The organism is Azospirillum sp. B21, from assembly GCF_008364825.1.
Lineage (GTDB): Bacteria > Pseudomonadota > Alphaproteobacteria > Azospirillales > Azospirillaceae > Azospirillum.
The window spans coordinates 88180-107794 of record NZ_VTTO01000016.1; the positions used below are offsets into that span (position 1 = coordinate 88180).

The 19615-nt window shown below is 68.4% G+C and carries 20 protein-coding genes; 11 read left to right on the forward strand and 9 right to left on the reverse strand.

Annotation, left to right across the window (positions count from 1 at the left end; translation table 11 throughout):
- Position 1 precedes the first annotated feature (1 nt).
- From FZ983_RS26870 to FZ983_RS26895, 6 genes are all read right to left on the reverse strand, one after another.
- Positions 2 to 985: a heparan-alpha-glucosaminide N-acetyltransferase gene (locus tag FZ983_RS26870; protein ID WP_247883995.1), complete on the reverse strand. Its 984-nt coding sequence runs from the start codon at positions 983 to 985 to the stop codon at positions 2 to 4.
- On the reverse strand, positions 982 to 1875 hold the full coding sequence (locus FZ983_RS26875) for a hypothetical protein (protein WP_247883996.1): 894 nt from the start codon (positions 1873 to 1875) through the stop codon (positions 982 to 984). The genes FZ983_RS26870 and FZ983_RS26875 overlap by 4 nt, the downstream gene beginning before the upstream one ends.
- Before the next feature lie 33 nt (positions 1876 to 1908).
- On the reverse strand, positions 1909 to 2793 hold the full coding sequence (locus tag FZ983_RS26880; protein WP_149227152.1) for an alpha/beta hydrolase: 885 nt from the start codon (positions 2791 to 2793) through the stop codon (positions 1909 to 1911).
- Between the two features lie 113 nt (positions 2794 to 2906).
- Entirely contained in the window at positions 2907 to 3542 is a 636-nt protein-coding gene (locus FZ983_RS34335) for a hypothetical protein (RefSeq protein WP_188092529.1), read from the reverse strand.
- Positions 3543 to 3639: 97 nt separating this feature from the next.
- Complete coding sequence (locus FZ983_RS26890; RefSeq protein ID WP_149227156.1) at positions 3640 to 3870, reverse strand: hypothetical protein; 231 nt, start codon at positions 3868 to 3870, stop codon at positions 3640 to 3642.
- A gap of 210 nt (positions 3871 to 4080) precedes the next feature.
- Positions 4081 to 5073 carry a LysR substrate-binding domain-containing protein gene (locus FZ983_RS26895; RefSeq protein WP_149227158.1) on the reverse strand — a complete coding sequence of 331 codons (993 nt, stop codon included), beginning with the start codon at positions 5071 to 5073 and terminating at the stop codon, positions 4081 to 4083.
- A gap of 215 nt (positions 5074 to 5288) precedes the next feature.
- Between FZ983_RS26895 and FZ983_RS26900 the strand changes: the two genes are divergently transcribed.
- The 3 genes from FZ983_RS26900 (at position 5289) to FZ983_RS26910 (ending at position 7579) form a co-directional block, all read left to right on the forward strand.
- Positions 5289 to 6461, forward strand: a complete 1173-nt coding sequence (locus FZ983_RS26900) for a mandelate racemase/muconate lactonizing enzyme family protein (protein WP_149227160.1) — start codon at positions 5289 to 5291, stop codon at positions 6459 to 6461.
- A 132-nt stretch (positions 6462 to 6593) separates the two neighbouring features.
- The gene (locus FZ983_RS34340; RefSeq protein WP_188092530.1) at positions 6594 to 6773 is read left to right on the forward strand and encodes a hypothetical protein; all 180 of its coding nucleotides are present in this window, start codon (positions 6594 to 6596) and stop codon (positions 6771 to 6773) included.
- 251 nt (positions 6774 to 7024) lie between these two features.
- Entirely contained in the window at positions 7025 to 7579 is a 555-nt protein-coding gene (locus FZ983_RS26910) for a carbonic anhydrase (protein WP_149227162.1), read from the forward strand.
- A 45-nt stretch (positions 7580 to 7624) separates the two neighbouring features.
- Here FZ983_RS26910 and nadC read toward each other — a convergent pair whose 3' ends face one another.
- From nadC to nadA, 3 genes are all read right to left on the reverse strand, one after another.
- Positions 7625 to 8458, reverse strand: coding sequence for a carboxylating nicotinate-nucleotide diphosphorylase (gene nadC, locus FZ983_RS26915; RefSeq protein ID WP_149227164.1), 834 nt, complete (start codon positions 8456 to 8458; stop codon positions 7625 to 7627).
- Positions 8443 to 10080: an L-aspartate oxidase gene (locus tag FZ983_RS26920; RefSeq protein WP_149227166.1), complete on the reverse strand. Its 1638-nt coding sequence runs from the start codon at positions 10078 to 10080 to the stop codon at positions 8443 to 8445. The genes nadC and FZ983_RS26920 overlap by 16 nt, the downstream gene beginning before the upstream one ends.
- A gap of 208 nt (positions 10081 to 10288) precedes the next feature.
- Complete coding sequence (gene nadA / locus FZ983_RS26925; RefSeq protein ID WP_149227168.1) at positions 10289 to 11299, reverse strand: quinolinate synthase NadA; 1011 nt, start codon at positions 11297 to 11299, stop codon at positions 10289 to 10291.
- A gap of 171 nt (positions 11300 to 11470) precedes the next feature.
- On the opposite strand from nadA, the gene FZ983_RS34345 reads away from it, so the two are divergent.
- The 8 genes from FZ983_RS34345 to FZ983_RS26965 all read left to right on the forward strand — a co-directional run bounded on the left by FZ983_RS34345 (position 11471) and on the right by FZ983_RS26965 (position 19590).
- Entirely contained in the window at positions 11471 to 11647 is a 177-nt protein-coding gene (locus FZ983_RS34345) for a hypothetical protein (RefSeq protein WP_188092531.1), read from the forward strand.
- 139 nt (positions 11648 to 11786) lie between these two features.
- Positions 11787 to 12395: a molecular chaperone TorD family protein gene (locus FZ983_RS26930; protein WP_149227169.1), complete on the forward strand. Its 609-nt coding sequence runs from the start codon at positions 11787 to 11789 to the stop codon at positions 12393 to 12395.
- On the forward strand, positions 12392 to 12601 hold the full coding sequence (locus tag FZ983_RS26935; protein ID WP_149227170.1) for a twin-arginine translocation signal domain-containing protein: 210 nt from the start codon (positions 12392 to 12394) through the stop codon (positions 12599 to 12601). The genes FZ983_RS26930 and FZ983_RS26935 overlap by 4 nt, the downstream gene beginning before the upstream one ends.
- Positions 12602 to 12620: 19 nt before the next feature.
- Positions 12621 to 15527 carry a formate dehydrogenase subunit alpha gene (locus FZ983_RS26940; RefSeq protein WP_149227172.1) on the forward strand — a complete coding sequence of 969 codons (2907 nt, stop codon included), beginning with the start codon at positions 12621 to 12623 and terminating at the stop codon, positions 15525 to 15527.
- 29 nt (positions 15528 to 15556) lie between these two features.
- Positions 15557 to 16192 carry a formate dehydrogenase FDH3 subunit beta gene (fdh3B, locus tag FZ983_RS26945; RefSeq protein WP_014189539.1) on the forward strand — a complete coding sequence of 212 codons (636 nt, stop codon included), beginning with the start codon at positions 15557 to 15559 and terminating at the stop codon, positions 16190 to 16192.
- Between the two features lie 171 nt (positions 16193 to 16363).
- Positions 16364 to 17380: a formate dehydrogenase subunit gamma gene (locus FZ983_RS26955; RefSeq protein ID WP_247883997.1), complete on the forward strand. Its 1017-nt coding sequence runs from the start codon at positions 16364 to 16366 to the stop codon at positions 17378 to 17380.
- Positions 17381 to 17581: 201 nt separating this feature from the next.
- Positions 17582 to 19102 (forward strand): aldehyde dehydrogenase, encoded by a 1521-nt coding sequence (gene adh / locus FZ983_RS26960; RefSeq protein WP_149227174.1) that lies wholly within the window; start codon positions 17582 to 17584, stop codon positions 19100 to 19102.
- A gap of 92 nt (positions 19103 to 19194) precedes the next feature.
- Positions 19195 to 19590: a DUF779 domain-containing protein gene (locus FZ983_RS26965; protein ID WP_149227176.1), complete on the forward strand. Its 396-nt coding sequence runs from the start codon at positions 19195 to 19197 to the stop codon at positions 19588 to 19590.
- The last annotated feature ends 25 nt before the right edge of the window (positions 19591 to 19615 follow it).

The window sequence follows — 19615 nt, forward strand, 5'->3', positions numbered from 1 at the left end:
CTCAGGGCTTGCGGCAGACGGCAACCGCGTCTTCGAGACCGCGCTGTTCCCGCTCGCTCAGGCGATTGGCGACGAAGCCTTCCCACAGCCCCTTCCGCGCCAACTCCGACTGCACGCACCGGCAGTTGGCGGTGCAGGTCGCCGACGCGACGCCGGCGCGCTCGCAGTTCGCAACGCAGGCGGCCTGGAAATCGCGCACCGCCGGCGCCTCCACCGGCAGGATCTGCGCCGCCGCCCAGGCGATGGCGAACAGCAGCGGCTGGTGCAGCAGATAGACCGCAAGGCTGTGCCGTCCGGCCAGCGCCAGAATCCGCCCGGCGGCACCGCTCACCGCCACGCCCTCGCCGATCCCCGGCCATAGCCGTGCCAGCCCGATTCCCGTCAGCACGGCGCCGATCCAGGGCAGGACCGGCACGAAATCGTTGGAATCCGGCGCTACCGTGGTCAGCCCGATCCACCGCAGCCATGGGTTGTCGAAAATGGGGAAGGACAGCGAGATGCCGGCCAGCACCGCCGCCGCAGCCGCCATGAGGGTCAGCGCCGCCGGCAGGCGGACGAAGGCAAGGCCGACGACGCTCGCCAGCACGATGTGGTGCAGCACGCCGAAGAAGATCGGGCTGTCGGGGAACAGGGCGTAGGAGGCCGCCGACACCGCCGCGGCCCCGGCCGCCACCCGGCCCAGCCGGCGCAGGAAGCGTCCGGTGTCGAGCCCGTCGCGGGTCGCCAGCACCAGCCCGACGCCGGCAAGCAGCAGAAAGCTCGACAGGATCATCGTGCGGGCGGCGAGCCAGAGCGGATCGCCCAGCAGGTCGAAGCGGGCGAGACCGAAATAGGTGGCGTCCCAGCTGGCGTGATAGAGGGCCATGGCGACCAGCGCCAACCCACGCGCGACGTCGATTGCCGGGCGGCGCGATCCGCCCGCTTTGGATCCACCTGCCGTGCCCTGGGTTGAACCTTCCGCCGGCACACCGTCGACCGCACTCATGATCCCGTCATCCCCACGCCGAAAATCCATCCTTCCTGCCGCCGCGCCGTTCCGTCCAGCCCCGGAGGCGTCCAGGCCCGCGGGATGCCGGCGAGCCGGCGCAGGCCGGCGGCCGACACCAGCGCGTCGCTGTCATGGTCGCTGATGATGCCGGTCCGCTCCAGCGGACGCGATCCCAGCCGGCGCAATGCCTCGTCCAACTCGGCGGCGTCGCGGATCTTGCGCTGGCCGAAGCCGGTGTGTTTCAGGAACAGGCGCGGGTAGATCTCCACCATCACGCTGCCGTCCGGCGCCGGGTCCTCGAAGGGCCAGACCGCCAGCCGTCCGGGCAATGCCGCGCGCAGGGCGCGCAGCACACGCATGCCGGCGAGCGCGCCCTTGCCGACCTGACGCGAGCCGATCAGCTTGTAGGGGCTTTGCGGATGGCCGAGCCCGTCGGCGCGGCAGGCCCATTCGGTCGCCCGGTGCGGGTCCTCGTACCAATCCGGCTGCGGGCCGCCATGCCAGAAGCCGGCGCCATGCAGCGGGTGGACGGCGAAAGGGCCGCCGCCGAAATCGGGCTCGCCGGCACAGACCTCCTCCACCGCGTCCCACAGGTCGAAGGCGGAAGCTTCCCGGCCGGGAAAGCCGCGCGCAGCCACTGAAAAGGGCAGGGAGAAGGCGCAGTCGATGCCGACCAATGCCGGTTCGCGCGCCAGTTCTGTTCGCAGCCAGTCGAACAGAGCCGTCCGCGACCACCAGCCGCCGGGGCCGTCCACCAGGACGGGGGCCGAATCGCCGTCCCGGCACTCCGCCACTGCGATGCCGGCATAGCGCTTGCCGCGGGCGCCGGACCAGTCGATGGCGATGAAGCGGGGGAATGCCGGTGCCGCCGATGAATAGGCCATCATGCCAGCCATCATGCCGGACACCGGCCGTGTCGGTCAGGGGGCGGGGGCGCGTTCCGCCGTTGCCGCTTCCCGGCCCTGGTCATCCGCCGCATCGTCGGAGTGGAGAAAGTCGGCCAACAACCGGTTGACCGCTTCGGGTTCCTCATGCTGCACCCAGTGGGAAGCCTGCGTCAGGTGTTCAACCTGCACTGTATCGCACAGAGCCGCCGCCTCCTCCGCCAAACTTCGATCCAGGAAAGCGTCGCGGTCGCCCCAGACGATCAGCGTCGGCCTCCGGACGCGCGCCGTCGGCAGGGGCGGGCGGAGCCGCAAGGCGCGGTACCAGTTGATCATCCCCGTCGGCGCGCCGGGTTGCTGCCAAGCCTGCCGGTAGCCGGCGAGATCGTCGTGGCTGAAGGTGCCGGGTCGGCTGGTGGCCAGCAGCGACCGTTCGGCCATGCGGAATCCGTTGGCGCGCATCAGCCGTTCCGGCAGGCCGGGCAATTGGAAGAAGCCGACATACCAGCTTTTCAGCATCTGTCCGGGGTGCCGCATCATGTGGCTGCGCAAGGTCGCCGGATGCGGGGCGTTGAGGATGGCCAGCCGCTCGATCCGGTCGGGATGGGTCAGCGCCAGCCACCACGCGACGATCCCGCCCCAGTCATGGCCGACGACGGAAAAGCGCGAACGCCCGGCATCGTCGGCGAGGCGCAGGATATCCTCCGCCAGCCGGTCGATGCGGTAATCGGCGATCCGCGGCGGCTTGTCGCTGAGATTGTAGCCGCGCTGGTCCGGCACCATCATGCGGAAACCGGTGTCCGCCAGCGGCCCGACCTGCCGGCGCCAGGACCGGCCGTATTCGGGAAAGCCATGCAGCAGGATCACCAGGGGACCGTCGTCGGGACCTGCCGTGGTGCAGTGCAGCCGAACCTGGGCCATCGTAGCTTTCCCCCGTCGTTGAAGCCTCCCGAACCGGGACTTCAAACAGGGGGCGGAGCGATCCGTCGCGACCCAAACGCTGCGGCCGTCATCGTCACAAGGGGTGGAAGCGCTCAGACGGTAACGGAGACGAGCCCGCCCGGCGACCCGCCATAGCTGCCGCCCGCCGCGACGGGCGTGAAGCTGCTGACAGCCGGCGCCGCACCGGTGGAAACGCTGGATGAGACACTGGGGGATGCAGCCGATCCGCTGCTGCCGGTGGCGCTGGCGAAGGATATGCCCAGCGACGTACCGCCCGATCCGGTCCCGACGGCGCTTGGGGGCGTTGCGGAGCCTGCCCCCGATGCCGTCCCGGCCGTTCCGTCGGTGGAACCGGCAGCCCTATCGGCCTTGCCGTCGTTTGCCGTCTGCGTCCCGGCGGATTTCCTCTGGTCGTCCTGCGCAAGACGGTCGGCGGCGCGGCGGTATTCCTCGACGACGCGCTGGGACGGGATCTGGTCCTGGGTTTCGCCGGTATCGAAGTCGCGGAAATAGAGCACCGCGACCCGTGCGCCCTGATCGTAGCGCAGATAGGGGCTGATATAGCCGGGGCCGGAGGACTTCCCCGCTTCCGTCCCGGTGGCAGTACCATCGGTCTGGGTGGGGGAGGGTCGGACAGAGGCTGCCGAAGAGGCGGCGACGCCGCCCTCCGTCGGCTGGAAGGCCGTCGGGCGGACTGCTGTCGTGCTGGAAACGCCACGGATCTCCATCGGTGCCTCCCGCGTCTGTTGTCCGCTGACTGGAGCGGGCCGTTGCCGGGCGCCCCGTTTCACTCCCCTGCCGTTCCGGCCGTGCGACAGGTGCCGATCAGACCGTGATGTTCAGGGTCTGGCCGCGGGTCGGGGTGGTGTTGCCGCCGCCGGAACCGGACTGGACGCTCTGCGCCTCCTGCTGGCGGCGGGTGCGTTCGTCCTGGTCTTCCTGTGCGGATTCGACCGGCGAGGTGGACCGCTGCGCCGCGGCCGGACCGCTGCTGAGCGGGGTGACGTAGGGCTGCTGCTGATAGCCGCCGATACCGCCGATGCTGCTCACGCCCATGATGGTTCCTCCGGTCGCTGGTGCGACGCTTCTTGGACCAGCCGGCGAACAGGTCTTGGCTTCGGTCATCCGACCGGTGGCGTCGAGGCCCGGCTGCACCCCGAACTAGGCAAATTTTGCCTGATCGAAAGGGTTAGCGCCAGCGAAATCGACTCGTTGAACGACCATCGGCGGGAATGTCAACGAACAAAGTGCCTTAAGGGGCGAGCGTCACAACTCTTTTTCCATGGGATGTTCCAACTCGGCAACCGCGATGGCGGGCTCCGGCGACGATTCGGCATTGCGCCACAGCGCGGCCTCCACCGCGAGCGTCCAGAAGCTTTCCGCCGCCTTGCTCTGGCGCGCGCGGGGACGGACCAGCCGGATCTGCACCGGCACGGTCCAGCGTGCGTCGCCGGCAGGCACGCCTGCCCGAACCAGGGTTCCGCGGGCCAGATCCTCGGCGATCAGGCTTTCCGGCAGCCATGCCACCCCGCGCCCGTCGCGCGCCAGCGTGCGCAGAACCGCCGCGAGATGAGAGGTGAAGACGGTGTCGAGCGCGCCCGGCAACGGCTGCACCGCCCGCACCGCCTCCAGGATGCGGCCCATGCCGGACTCGCGGCTGTAGGACAGGTGCGGCAGCGCCGCGGTTTCTCGGTCGGACAGCAGATGGCGGGGCCGCCCGTCGGCGTCCGGGGCGGTCACCGCCAGCAGCCGGTCGCTGCCGATGACGATGGAGCGGAAGGACTCCGCATCGAGACGGCCGGCCGCCGCCGGGTGGGCGTGGCACAGCAGGAACTGCGCTTGGCCTGCCAGCATCAGCCTCTCGCAGGCCTCCATGCTGTCCGACGACAGGGTGATGGCGCCCAGCCGCGCGCGGGCTTCCAGTGCCCGCAGCCATGACGGGAAGAAGGTCAGCGACAGCGCGTGGGTGGCGGCGAAGCGCAGGGTCGCGGCCTCCGACTGAGCAGCGAGCCGGGCCTCTTCGCGACCCTGCAGCAGGCGGCGCACCGTTTCGTCGGCGAAAGGGCGGAAGCGGCGCCCGGCCTCCGTCAGGGTCACCGGCTGGCCGCTGCGGTCGAACAGCGGGGTGCCGGCCCAATCCTCCAGCGCGCGGATGCGGCGGCTGAAGGCCGGCTGGGTCAGGTGGCGCGCGTCGGCGGCGCGGGAGAAGTTGCCGCAATCCACCAGCGCCAGGAAATCGTCGAGCCAGGAGAGTTCCATCGCCCAATCTTCGTCACGTCTGCCGGGCCGGGATCCCTACGGGGCAACCACTCAAAGCCCCTCTCCCGCAAGGGGAGAGGGGCTTTGTATGGTTCCCTCCGCCACCCCATGCCGAACCCGCATGATGCGTTCCGGCCTTGGCATTGGCCCGGTGGCCCGCACCATCCCTACAGTGCCGGCACGAAACGCGCCACCACGCTGCAAGAGGAACCGCCATGCGCATCGTCGAAATCCGCGAGCAGACCGCCGGCATCAAGTCCGACATCGCCAACGCCTTCATCGATTTCAGCCAGATGACCTGCAGCGTGGTGGCGGTCGTCACCGACGTGGTGCGCGACGGCAAGCCGGTGATCGGCTATGGCTTCAACTCCAACGGCCGCTATGCCGCGGGCGGACTGCTGCGCGAGCGCTTCATTCCCCGGCTGATGAGCGCCGCTCCCGACAGCCTGCTGGACGACACGGGCGAAAACCTGGACCCGTTCCGCATCTGGGCGCGGCTGATGACCAACGAGAAGCCGGGCGGCCATGGTGAGCGCTCCGTCGCCGTCGGCACCATCGACATGGCGGTGTGGGATGCCGTGGCGAAGATCGCCGGCGTTCCGCTCTACCGCCTGCTGGCCGACCGCTTCCGCGGCGGGGTGGCCGACGACAGCGTGTGGGTCTATGCGGCCGGCGGCTATTACTATCCCGGCAAGGATGTGAAGGCGCTGCAGGACGAGATGCGCAGCTACCGCGACCGCGGCTACAAGGTCGTGAAGATGAAGATCGGCGGCGCCTCGCTGGAAGAGGATCTGCGCCGGATCGACGCGGTGCTGGAGGTCGTGGGATCGGGCGAGAACCTGTGCGTCGACGCCAACGGCCGCTTCGACCTCGATACCGCAGTCGCGTACGCGGAGGCGCTGAAGCCCTACGGCCTGTTCTGGTATGAGGAGGCCGGCGATCCGCTGGACTATGCGCTGCAAGCCGAACTCGCCACCCACTACGACCGCCCGATGGCGACCGGCGAGAACCTGTTCTCCCACCAGGACGCCCGCAACCTGATCCGTCATGGCGGCATGCGGGCCGACCGCGACTGGCTGCAGTTCGACTGCGCGTTGAGCTATGGGCTGGTGGAGTATATGCGCACGCTGGACATGCTGAAGGAGAACGGCTGGTCGAGCCGCCGCGTGGTCCCGCACGGCGGGCACCAGATGTCGCTGAACATCGCCGCCGGCCTGCATCTGGGCGGCAACGAATCCTACCCCGACGTCTTCAAGCCCTTCTGCGGCTTCGCCGACGGCATCGCCGTGGAGGACGGCCGGGTGCGCCTGCCCGACCTGCCCGGCATCGGGTTCGAGGCCAAGTCGGAGCTGTTCGCGACCATGAGCGGCCTGCTGGAAACCCGATGAAAATGGTCGGGTATGGGCTCCAAACCTGTCCGTATGGGAGACGGAGCAGCGGCAGTCGAATCGTCCATTGACCCAGCGCCCTGCTGTGTCAATCTATTGGTGGTCGCAACGTTTCAGAAAGGAGGTGATCCAATGTCTCATGGAGCCAGTCCGGTTGTCGCCGCATTGTTCGGTCTCGCCGCACTCCTGACGGCGGGGATCGCCAACGCGGAGTGTTCGTCCAGCCACAGCGCGAGCGCGTCGCCGCCGCCGGCCTCCGGCACCGTCGGATCGGTCGGAACCCCGGCGCCCAGCAGCACGCGCGGCGGGTGATCGCCGGACGCTGACGACCAGGAACGTCCATGCTTTGGAACGGGCCGCCCCTCACCGGGCGGCCCGTTTCTTTTGTGCCGTATGGTCTGCGGTTACACGGTTGTGGGGCGAACTTTCCGAAAAATGCCACAGAGGTGAATGTTTATTGCTTTTCCACTTGATGGAAGCCCCTATATTGAAATTTTTACCATTCTCCCGCCACCATCGCGCGTGAAACCCCGATATGGGTTCGGGGCGTGTTGGAGGGCACAATGGATCATTCGACCGGTCATCACCATGGCTGCTGCCAGGGCGAACACAGCTCGCGCCGCGGGTTCCTGAAGCTGGCGACGCTGGGTGCCGGCGTGACTCTGATGGCGCCGATGATGATGAGCCGCCCGGCCCAGGCCGGCAGCGTCGACACGCTTCTGCTGTCCTGCATGGATTATCGCCTGATGGGGCATGTCGCCGGCTACATGAACGCCCGCAACATGCAGGCGAACTACGACCACGTCATTCTGGCCGGCGCCAGCCTGGGCGCCCTGACCGACAAGAAGCCGGCCTGGGGCGAGGCGTTCTGGGACCATGTCGCAGTCGCCAAGGAGTTGCACCACATCAAGCGCGTGATCGTCATGGATCACCGCGACTGCGGCGCCTACAGGGTCTTCCTCGGCATGGACGTGGCGTCCGATCCGGCCAAGGAGACCGAGGTGCACGGCCAGTACCTGACCAAGCTGAAGGCGATGGTCAAGGAACGCCACCCCGACCTCGAGGTCGAACTGCTTCTGATGGGCCTGGACGGTACGGTCGAGAAGCTGGCGGCGTAGGGGAAAAGGACCCTCTCCCCAGGGCGGGAGAGGGTCCTTTTCAAGTCACATATCCAGCCCCAAATCCAGGTTCGGGGCGCTGTGGGTCAGCCAGCCGCAGCTGATCATGTCGACGCCCGTATCGGCGATGGCGCGGACGGTGGCGAGCGTGACGTTGCCCGAGGCTTCGGTCAGCAGCCGGCCGTCCACCATGCGTACGGCGCGGCGCAGCGTGTCCGGGTCCATGTTGTCGAGCAGGACGACATCGACCGGCAGGCCAAGCAGTTCGTCCAGCTGGTCGAGCGTGTCGACCTCCACCTCCACCTTCACCATGTGGCCGATGGCGGCGCGGACGCGCTCCACCGCCGGACGCACGCCGCCGGCGACCGCGATGTGGTTGTCCTTGATCAGCACGGCGTCATCCAGCCCGAAGCGGTGGTTGAAGCCGCCGCCCAGCTTCACCGCGTGCTTTTCCAGAATGCGCAGGCCCGGGGTGGTCTTGCGGGTGCAGACGATGCGGGCATTGGTGCCCTCCACCTCGTGCACCAGCGCACGGGTCGCGGTGGCGATGCCGGACAGGCGGCCCATCAGGTTCAACGCCGTGCGTTCCGCCGTCAGCAGGGCGCGGGCCTTGCCGGTCAGAGTGGCAATGGTGCCGCCGGGGGGCACGTCGTCGCCGTCGGCGCGCTCCACCGTCACCGAGATGCCGGGATCGAGCAGGCGGAAGGCGATCAGCGCCGCCTCCAGACCGGCGACGCGGCCGTCCTTGCGGGCGGCGATGCGGGCGGTCGCCACCGCGTCGGCCGGGATGATGCTGTCGGTGGTGATGTCGCCGGCCCGGCCCAGATCCTCCGCCAAGGCGGCGCGGACGATGGGCTCGACGGTCAGAGGATGCAGCATGCGGCGTCTCCGGGCAGGGGGCCGGCGGTGCCGGCCAGATCGCTGAGGGTCAGGGTGCGGCGGGTGAAGGCCGGGTTCGGCAGCGGATGGTCGCTGCGGCAATGGGCGCCGCGGCTTTCTTCCCGCGCCAGCGCGGCATGGACGACCAGCCGGCCGACCAGCAGCCGGTTGCGCGCCTCGCCCCACTGGCGGACGACCGAGGGCGGGGCCTGAGCGTCGTCATCCTCGCAACGGAGCATGTCCAGTGCCGCCGCCAGCCGGTCCAGCTTGCGCCGGGCGGCAAGCAGCCCCAGCCCGTCGCGGACCAGCCCGGCACCTTCGTAGAGCGCGGTGCGCGCCTCCGCCCCGATGGCGTCGAGCAGGATATGGCCGACATCGGCGGCGACCGCCGGCGGACGGGGCAGGGCGAAGGGCGGCAGCGGGGGCAGGGGACGTTCGGCCACGTCGCGGGCGACGCGGGCGCCGAAGACCAGCGCCTCCAGCAGGGAATTGCTCGCCAGCCGGTTGGCGCCGTGGACGCCGGTGCAGGCGACCTCGCCGCAGGCCCACAGCCCGTCCAGGCTGGTGCGGCCGTCGGCGTCGGTGACCACTCCGCCCATGTGGTAGTGGGCGGCAGGCGCCACCGGCATCGGTTCGGCGAAGGGATCCAGCCCATGCTCGGCGCAGAGCGCCAGCACGGTGGGAAAGCCGTCGGGCTTGGTGGCCAGCGCCGGCCGGAGGTCGAGGAACACCGGCTCCCCCGCCGCGACGCGGCGGCCGATGGCGCGGGCGACCACGTCGCGCGGCGCCAGCTCCGCCAGCGGATGTTCGTCGGGCATGAAACGGCGGCCATCCCGGTCGAGCAGGATGGCGCCCGCGCCGCGCAGCGCCTCGGTCAGCAGCGGCACCGGATCGGCATCGACGGCGAGCGCGGTGGGGTGGAACTGCACGAACTCAAGATCGGCCAGGCGGGCACCGGCCCGCGCGGCGATGGCCAGCCCGTCGCCGGTGGCCTCCGCCGGGTTGGTGGTGCGGGCGAAGGCGGCGCCGATGCCGCCGGTCGCCAGGATGACGCGGGGGGCGCGGTGCAGCACCCAGCCCTGCGGATGGCAGGCCAGCAGGCCGCAGACCCGGCCGTTGCGCAGCACGAGATCGACGGCGAACGCATCCGTCTCCACCCGCACCGACGGGGCGGCGCGCAGGCGCTCGGCCATCGCGGTGACCAGCGTGCGGCCGGTGGCGTCACCCCCGGCATGGACGATGCGCGCGGCGCCATGGGCGGCCTCGCGGCCCAGCAGCGGCGAGCCGTCGGCGGCGCGGTCGAAGGGAAGGCCGTCCTCGAGCAGGCGGCGGATCAGCGCGGCGCCGTCGCGGGTCAGCAGGGCCGCCATCGCGGCGTCGACCAGTCCGGCCCCGGCGGCGACGGTGTCGGCGGCATGGTCCTCCGGCCGGTCGCCGGGGCCGACCGCGGCGGCAACGCCGCCCTGGGCATAGAGGCTGGAGCCGCCGGGCAGGCCGGCGGTCTTGGTGATCAGCGTGACGGCGCGCGGGGCCAGTTGCAGCGCCGCGGTCATCCCGGCAAGGCCGGAGCCGACGACGATCACCTCGGCGTCAACGACATCGTAAGGCGTGCTGGAGGTCATGGGAGGACTCCTAGACGCAACGCGAATGGATCCCTTCTCCCCCCTGCTCACGCGCAAACTTCGTTTGCGCTGACGCGACAGGCGGACCTGTGGTCCGCCGAAAGCGGGGAGAAGGTTAGGATGAGGGGGTTCGGCGCAGCCGAAGAGATCTTTGCCGCGGATGCCCCCACCCCAACCCTCCCCCGCTGGGCGGGGGAGGGGGATTGATTCACTTCGGCTTCACCGCCAACATGCGTTCCACCGAGCGGCGGGCGCGGGCGGCCAGCGCGTCGGGAATCTCGACCCGTGGTTCCAGGGTCTGCAGCGACTCCAGGATGCTCGACAGGGTCACCGTCTTCATGTGCGGGCAGAGGTTGCAGGGACGCACGAACTCCGTCTCGGGCGAGGCGGCGGCGACGTTGTCGCTCATCGAGCATTCGGTGACCATCAGCACCCGTGGTGGCTTCTCCGAACCGACGAAGTCGATCATGCGGGCGGTGGAGCCGACGAAATCGGCAGCCTCCAGCACGTCCGGCGGGCATTCGGGATGGGCGATCACGGTCAGCCGGTCGAAACGACGGCGGAAATCCTCGATCTCCGCGCCGGTGAAGCGCTCGTGCACCTCGCAATGGCCCTTCCAGGCGATGATCTCCACCTTGGTCTGGGTGGCGACATATTTCGCCAGATATTCGTCGGGCAGGAAGATCACCCGGTCGACGCCCAGCGATTCCACCACCTCCACCGCATTGCCCGAGGTGCAGCAGATGTCGACCTCCGCCTTCACCTCGGCCGAAGTGTTGACGTAGGCGACCACCGGCACGCCGGGATGCGCCTCGCGCAGAAGGCGGACATCGGCGGCGGTGATGCTGTCGGCCAGCGAGCAGCCGGCGTTGCGGCTGGGAATCAGCACCGTCTTGCCCGGGTTCAGCAGCTTCGCCGTCTCCGCCATGAAATGCACGCCGGCCAGCACGATCACGTCGGCGTCGGTCTGCGTCGCCTTGGCGGCCAGCGCCAGGCTGTCCCCGACGATGTCGGCCACGCCATGGAAGATCTCCGGCGTCTGGTAGTTGTGGGCCAGGATGACGGCGTTGCGTTCCCGCTTCAGCTCGTTGATGGCGTGGACCAGCGGCGCGTGGAAGGGCCATTCGATGGCCGGCACGACGCGCTTCATCCGGTCGTAGATCGGCGCGGTCGCCGCAGCGACGGCGGGAGTGTAGGCGAGTTCGGCGACCTCGGGCATCGGGCTGCTCCGCTGTATGCTCGTTCTGAGCAAAACCATATGTGCTCTCTTAGAGCATATCAAGCGGAAAAGACGGCGGGGAAACATTCCGGCGTCGGGGGTGTTGTGGCGGTCGTGGACGGGGCCGTCCGCGCGGCCTCGCCCCGGATCGTGCTGTCTGGAGAAATGCCGATGAAAGCCTTCCTCGCCGCGCTCTGCGCCATCGTCGTGCTGGCGGGTGGCGCCTGGGCGGTCATGCCAACGCTGTTCGCGCGAAGCGCCGACGAGACTTTCGCCTCCGCCGGCGTGCGGGTGGGGGAGGAGGCGTCCATCGAACACCGCAACTTCTCCGGCCGTCCGCAGAAGTAACCCCGTGGGCGGGGGAAAAGGATGACCCCGGTGGGGTAGCCCCGACCGGGCAGGGCAACCTTTGCGCCCGCCGGCCGTTATCCCAGTCTGGGCCTTTTGCGGCCTTCGGGATCTGTCGGGAGCGGCTTGCGGGAGTGCGATGACGGTTCATGATCCGGAAAACGGCGCGGACGGCCTGCGGGCCGACGTCTACCGGCTGCTGGCGCTGACGCTGGCGGCTCCGCCCTCCGCCGACCTGCTGGGATTGCTCGGCGGCCTCACGGGCGATGCCACGGCGATCGGCAATGCCTTCGACGACCTCGCGTCGCGCGCCCGCAGCACCGGCCCGCAGGAGGCGGAGCGGGAGTTCAACGCGCTGTTCATCGGCGTCGTTCAGGGCGAACTGGTCCCCTATGCCTCCTACTACCGCACGGGCTTTCTCACCGACCGGCCGCTGTCGGCCCTGCGCGCCGACCTGCAGGCGCTGGGGCTGGAGCGTGCTCCCGACGTGTCGGAGCCGGAGGACCACATCGCCGCGCTCTGCGACGTGATGGCCGTGCTGATCCGCGAAGGGGCCGATCCGGCCGTGCAGCGGCACATGCTGGACAGCCACCTGAAGCCCTGGGCCGGGCGATTCTTCCAGGATTTGGAAACGGCGGAGGCTGCCGGTCTCTACCGCCCGGTCGGCGCCATCGGCCGCCTGTTCCTGGAGATCGAGCAGGAAGCCCTGAACAGACAAATCGACGAGTTGGAGGGAGCCGACGCATGAAGACGCCGCAAGATCCCCCGCGCAATCCCCTGCAACGCCGCGACATCCTGAAGACGCTGGGCCTGGGTGCGGCCGGCGCCGCCGTGGCCACAGTGCTGCCGTCCGGCGAAGAGGCGCAGGCCATGGAATCGCCGCAGGAGCAGGTGAAGGCCCGCTACCGCGAAACCGAACACGTCAAGCGCTTCTACGCGCTGAACCGCCTCTAGAGCGGTCCGGAGGGTGTCCATGCTGGTCAAACGGTCCTCAGCGAAAGCGTCGCGTGGCAAAAGCTCCGGTCTGTTCGGAGCGCTGGCCGACAGCCTGGAGTCGGGCGTCAGCCGCCGCGGCTTCCTGCGCCGGTCCGGCCTTGCCGCGGGCGGCATCGCCGCCGTCGGCGTCCTACCGGGTGCGATGATCCGCAAGGCCGAGGCGGGTCCCATCCTGCCAAACATCGAGGTGGTGACACGCAAGAACGTCTGCACCCACTGTTCGGTCGGCTGCACGGTTATCGCGGAGGTTCAGAACGGCGTCTGGGTCGGGCAGGAACCGGGTTGGGAAAGCCCGATCAACCAGGGCACCCACTGCGCCAAGGGTGCATCGGTGCGCGAGCTCACCAAGGGCACCCGGCGGGTCAAATATCCCCTCAAGCTGGTCGACGGCGTGTGGCAGCGGATCAGCTGGGACCAGGCGATCGAGGAGATCGGCAACCAGCTGGCGGATATCCGCCAGGCGTCGGGACCGGATGCGGTGTTCTGGCTGGGCTCTGCCAAGTTCTCCAACGAGGGCGCCTATCTCTACCGCAAGCTGGCGGCCTTCTGGGGGACCAACAACGTCGACCATCAGGCGCGCATCTGCCACTCCACCACGGTCGCCGGCGTGGCGAACACGTGGGGCTACGGCGCCATGACCAACAGCTACAACGACATCCAGAACTCCAAGGCGCTGCTGATCGTCGGCGGCAACCCGGCGGAGGCGCATCCGGTGTCGATGCAGCACATGCTGCGCGGCAAGGAGCACAACCGCGCGCCCTTCATCGTCATCGATCCGCGCTTCACCCGCACCGCGGCGCACGCCACCGAATATGTCCGCATCCGCCCCGGCACCGACATCCCGATCGCCTGGGGCCTGCTGTGGCACATCTTCGAGAATGGCTGGGAGGACAAGGAGTATATCCGCCAGCGCGTCTACGGCATGGACGAGATCCGCGCCGAGGTGAAGAAATGGACTCCCGAGGAGGTGGAGCGGGTGACCGGCGTCCCCGGGGCCCAGCTGCGCCGGGTGGCGGAGGTGATTGCGAAGAACAAGCCCAGCACCGTGATCTGGTGCATGGGCGTCACCCAGCACACGGTGGGCACCGCCAACGTCCGCGCGCTGTCGATCCTGCAGCTGGCGCTGGGCAACATCGGCGTGGCGGGCGGCGGCGCCAATATCTATCGCGGCCACTGCAACGTGCAGGGCGCCACCGACTTCGGCCTCGATGTCAGCACCCTGCCGGCCTATTACGGGCTGGCCGAAGGGGCGTGGAAGCATTTCGCCCGCGTTTGGGATGTCGAGTACGACTATCTGAGGGGCCGCTTCGGCTCCAAGGATCTGATGGAGGCCAAGGGCATCCCGACCACCCGCTGGTTCGATGCGGTGCTGGCCAAGCCGGGCGAGATCGACCAGCCCAGCCCCTTGCGCGCCATGATGTGCTTCGGCCATGGCGGCAACACCGTCACCCGCATGCCGGAGATGGTGAAGGGACTGGAGAAGCTCAGCCTTCTGGTCATCGCCGATCCGCACCCGACCACCTTTGCGGCGATCAAGGAGCGGCGCAACGGCACCTACATCCTGCCGGCCTGTACCCAGTTCGAGACGGACGGGTCGCGCACCTGCTCCAACCGCTCGATGCAGTGGGGCGAGAGGGTGGTGGAACCGATCTTCGAATCGAAGGACGACTACACGATCATCTACCTGCTGGCCCGCAAGCTGGGCTTCGCCGACGAGATGTTCAAGCACATCACGGTGGAGAACACGCGCCCGGTGCCGGAGGACATCCTGCGCGAGATGAACCGCGGCTGCCTGTCGATCGGCGCCACCGGCCAGTCGCCGGAACGGCTGAAGATGCACATGAAGCATCAGGCCGATTTCGACAAGATCACCATGCGGGCATCCTCCGGCCCCTGCGCCGGCGATTATTACGGCCTGCCCTGGCCCAGCTGGGGCCATCCGGAGATCAGGCATCCGGGATCGGCGGTGCTCTACGACACTTCCAAGCATGTCATGGAGGGCGGCGGCGTCTTCCGCGCCCGCTTCGGGGTGGAGCGCAACGGCGTCTCGCTGCTGGCCGACGGCTCCTATTCGAAGGGGTCGGAGATCGAGGACGGCTATCCCGAATTCACCATGGCCGTGCTGAAGAAGCTGGGCTGGGACAAGGATTTGACGGCGGAGGAGATGCGCGTCATCCAGGCCATCGGCGGGGCGGAGGTCGACAATGTCAGCTGGCAGACCGACCTGTCGATGGGCATCATCCGCGTCGCGCTGAAGCATGGCTGCGTGCCGCACGGCAACGCCAAGGCGCGCGCCGTCGCCTGGAACCTGCCCGACCCGGTGCCGATCCACCGCGAGCCGATCTATTCCCCGCGGCCGGAGCTGGTGAAGGCCTACCCGGCCATCGAGGACCGGCGCGACTTCCGCCTGGTCCAGCTTGCCCGCTCGCTGCAGTTCAAGGTGGCAGACAGCGACCTGCGCCAACGCTTCCCCATGGTGCTGACCTCCGGCCGTCTGGTCGAGTACGAGGGCGGCGGCGAGGAGACCCGCTCCAACGTCTGGCTGGCGGAGTTGCAGCAGTCGATGTTCGTGGAGATCAACACCGGGGATGCCGAACGGCTGGGCATCAAGGACGGTGCCTGGGTCTGGGTCTATGGCCCGGAGGACGGCAGCAAGGCCAAGGTGAAGGCGCTGGTGACGGAGCGGGTGGGCGGCGGCACGGTGTTCATGCCCTTCCACTTCTCCGGCTTCTGGCAGGGCGAGTCCTTGCGCAGCAACTACCCGCCGGAAACCGATCCCATCGTGCTGGGCGAACCGGTCAACGGGGTGACGACCTACGGCTACGACCCCGTCACCTTCATGCAGGAAACCAAGGTCACCCTCTGCCGGGTCGAGCCGGCGTGAGCGGAACGCGACAGGGAAGCAGGTAGAACATGGCCCGGATGAAGTTCCTGTGCGACGCCGAACGCTGCATCGAATGCAACGCCTGCGTCACCGCCTGCAAGAACGAGCATGAGGTCCCCTGGGGCATCAACCGCCGCCGGCTGGTCACGCTGAACGACGGCAAGCCGGGCGAGCGGTCGATCTCCATGGCATGCATGCACTGCAACGACCCACCCTGCGCCGCGGTGTGCCCGGTCGACTGCTTCCTGCAGACCGCCGACGGGGTGGTGCTGCACAGCAAGGATCTGTGCATCGGCTGCGGCTATTGCTTCTACGCTTGCCCGTTCGGTGCGCCGCAGTTCCCGCGCACCACCGATTTCGGCAGCCGCGGCAAGATGGACAAATGCACCTTCTGCGCCGGCGGTCCCGAGGCCGACAACAGCGTCGAGGAGTACCAGAAATACGGCTCCAACCGCTTGGCGGAAGGCAAGCTGCCCTTGTGCGCGGAGATGTGCTCCACCCGCGCACTGATGGGCGGCGACGGCGCCGTGCTGGCCGACATCTACCAGGAACGCTCGCTGCGCCGCGGCTACGGCTCCGGCGCGCCGGGCTGGTCCACCGCCTACGGCCGCAACGACCGCGGCTCTCCCTTCGCGCCCGGCGGGCCGGGTACGGGAGGGGCGTGAGGCGTTCCGAAGGAGAGCGACGTTAGACCTCCACCTAACCTCCCCCGCTGGGCGGGGGAGGGACTGCCGCTCCTCTCCCGTATAAGAACTGACCCCCTCCCCCGCCCAGCGGGGGAGGGTTGGGGTGGGGGCAAGCGAAGCAAGAAGTCGCCTAAACGGGAGACCCAACCCATGCGCCCGACTATGCGCCCCCTGCACGCCCTGCTGCTTCTGATCGCCCTGCTGGCCGTTCAGAGTCTGGCCGCTCCGACTTTCGCACAAGCGCAGCTCTATCAGGCGCCCGGCCCCAACTCGCCCACCACGAAGGAGCAGGTGCCGCTTTACGTCCCGCAGGACGACAAGCTGATCGGCCGTGTCAGCATCCCCGACGAGAAGCTGGCGGTGCTGGTCCAGCCGGAAGGGCGGGAATGGCGGGAATGGCGCAGCCACACGCTGCGGCTGGCGATCGGCGGGCTGGCGATCGGCATGACGGCGGTGCTGACGATCTTCTTCCTCTATCGCGGCACCATCCGCATCCATGGCGGCAAGGCGGGGCGGCTGGTCCTGCGGTTCAACGGGCTGGACCGCTTCGCCCATTGGACGACGGCGGTCAGCTTCCTGACCATGGCGCTGACCGGCGTGATCCTCACCTTCGGCCGGACGCTGCTGATCCCGCTGATCGGCCATCAGGCCTTCACCCCGCTGGCCGAATATTCCAAGTCGATCCACAACTTCGTCAGCGTGCCCTTCGTCGTCGGGCTGCTGATGATCGTAGCGCTCTGGATGCGCGACAACATTCCCGAAAAGTCCGACTGGCAATGGGTCAAGACCGGCGGCGGCCTGTTTTCCAAGGCCGGCGGCCATCATCCGGAAGCCGGGCGCTTCAACGCCGGACAGAAGGGGGTGTTCTGGGGCATCGTGCTGGGCGGGATCGGCATGGCGGTCACCGGCTATCTGCTGATGGTGCCCTTCGCCTTCACCGGGATCGGCGGCATGCAGATCATGCACGTCATCCACGGGCTGCTGGCGGCCGTGCTGATCGCGGTGGTGATCGGCCACATCTACATCGGTACCATCGGCATGGAAGGCGCCTTCGACGCCATGGGCAGCGGCGATGTCGACGAGGCCTGGGCCATTGAGCATCACCGCCGCTGGTACGAGGAGCAGCTGCGCAAGGGCTATGTCGAGGGCCGTCATCCCGCAGAGTGAACGGCCGCCGAGTGAGCGGCCGCCCGGTGGGTGGCTCTCCCGAGGCTGGCGGGATCGGGTGGTGCACGAACAATCCCGCCACCCGATCTTCTCCTTCCATAGTACAATTTACCCTCCACCTCCCAGAGTGGCTGAATGGCGCAGACAAACGCGCTGGACCGGGGACCTGTCCGGTTCGCCACACTGAGAGGAACGGCCCAAATGCTCCACCAGGCTCTCGACACGCTCCAGAAGCAGATCGCGCTCCGCCCCCGCTACGACAACTTTATCGGTGGCCAGTGGGTGGCTCCGGTGGACGGCCAATACTTCACCAACGTGACCCCGATTACCGGCAAGGCGCTGTGCGAGGTCGCCCGTTCCCAGGCCGCCGACGTGGAACTGGCGCTCGACGCCGCCCACAAGGCCAAGGACGCCTGGGGCCGCACCTCGCCGACCGAGCGCTCGAACATCCTGCTGAAGATCGCCGACCGCATGGAAGAGCGGCTGGAGGTCATCGCGCTGGCCGAGACGCTGGACAACGGCAAGCCGATCCGCGAGACCCGCGCCGCCGACGTGCCGCTCGCCATCGACCATTTCCGCTATTACGCCGGCTGCATCCGCGCCCAGGAAGGCTCGATCGCCGAGATCGACCACACCACCTACGCCTACCACTTCCATGAGCCGCTGGGCGTCGTCGGCCAGATCATCCCCTGGAACTTCCCGCTGCTGATGGCCGCCTGGAAGCTGGCCCCGGCGCTGGCCGCCGGCAACTGCATCGTGCTGAAGCCGGCCGAGCAGACCCCGATGGCGATCATGGTCCTGATGGACATCATCGGCGACCTGCTGCCGCCCGGTGTCGTCAACGTCGTCAACGGCTTCGGCATCGAGGCGGGCAAGCCGCTCGCCACCAGCAAGCGCATCGCCAAGATCGCCTTCACCGGCGAGACCTCGACCGGCCGCCTGATCCTGCAATACGCCTCGGAGAACATCATCCCGTCGACCGTCGAGCTGGGCGGCAAGTCGCCGAACATCTTCTTCGAAGACGTGATGGCCGCCGACGACGAGTTCCTGGACAAGGCGCTGGAAGGCTTCGCGATGTTCGCGCTGAACCAGGGCGAGGTCTGCACCTGCCCCAGCCGCGTCCTGATCCAGAAGTCGATATACGACCGCTTCATCAAGCTGGCGGTGGAACGCGTCGCCAAGATCACCCAGGGCCATCCGCTGGACGGCGCCACCATGATCGGCGCTCAGGCTTCGCAGGAGCAGTTGGAGAAGATCCTCTCCTACATCGAGATCGGCAAGGCCGAGGGCGCCAAGGTCCTGCTCGGCGGCGAGCGCTCCCACCTGGGCGGCGAGCTGGAGGGCGGCTACTTCGTCCAGCCGACCATCCTGGAAGGCCACAACAAGATGCGCATCTTCCAGGAGGAGATCTTCGGCCCGGTCGTCGCCGTGACCACCTTCGAGACCGAGGAAGAAGCGCTGGCCATCGCCAACGACAGCGAGTTCGGCCTGGGCGCCGGCGTGTGGAGCCGTGACGGCAACCGCGCCTTCCGCATGGGCCGCGGCATCCAGGCCGGCCGCGTGTGGACCAACTGCTACCACCTGTATCCGGCGCACGCCGCCTTCGGTGGTTACAAGAAGTCCGGCATCGGCCGCGAGACGCACAAGATGATGCTCGACCACTACCAGCAGACCAAGAACCTGCTGGTCAGCTACAGCCCGAAAGCGCTCGGCTTCTTCTGAGCCCCGCTCCTCCCTATCGGGCAAACCTGGGCCGGGGGCGAGTCCCCCGGCCTTTTTTCTTTCCCCGCGTGGTTTCGTGATAAAGGACCACCATGCCGACCGCCCCCACGCCAATAGAGCGCGTCATCGCCACCCCCGAAGCCATCGCCCTGTTGGTCCGCCTGTCGGCCAAGCACGGCCCGCTGATGCTGCATCTGTCGGGCGGCTGCTGCGACGGGTCGGCGCCGCTTTGCCTGCCGCTGGGGGAGTTCCGTCTGGGCGAGCGCGACCTTTGTCTCGGCATGGTCGCCGGTGCGCCCTTCTGCATGGGCGACGACACCTTCCAATGGTGGCGCAACACCCAGGTCATCCTGGACGTTATCCAGGCGCGCGGCGGCGGCTTTTCAATCGAGGCGCCGGACGGCGTGCGCTTCACCGCCAAGGCCCGCCTGTTCACGGATGAGGAATTGGCGGAGCTTTCCGATCCGCAACCTGCAAACACGCTCTGACAGACCATCACCGGGGAGCCATCCT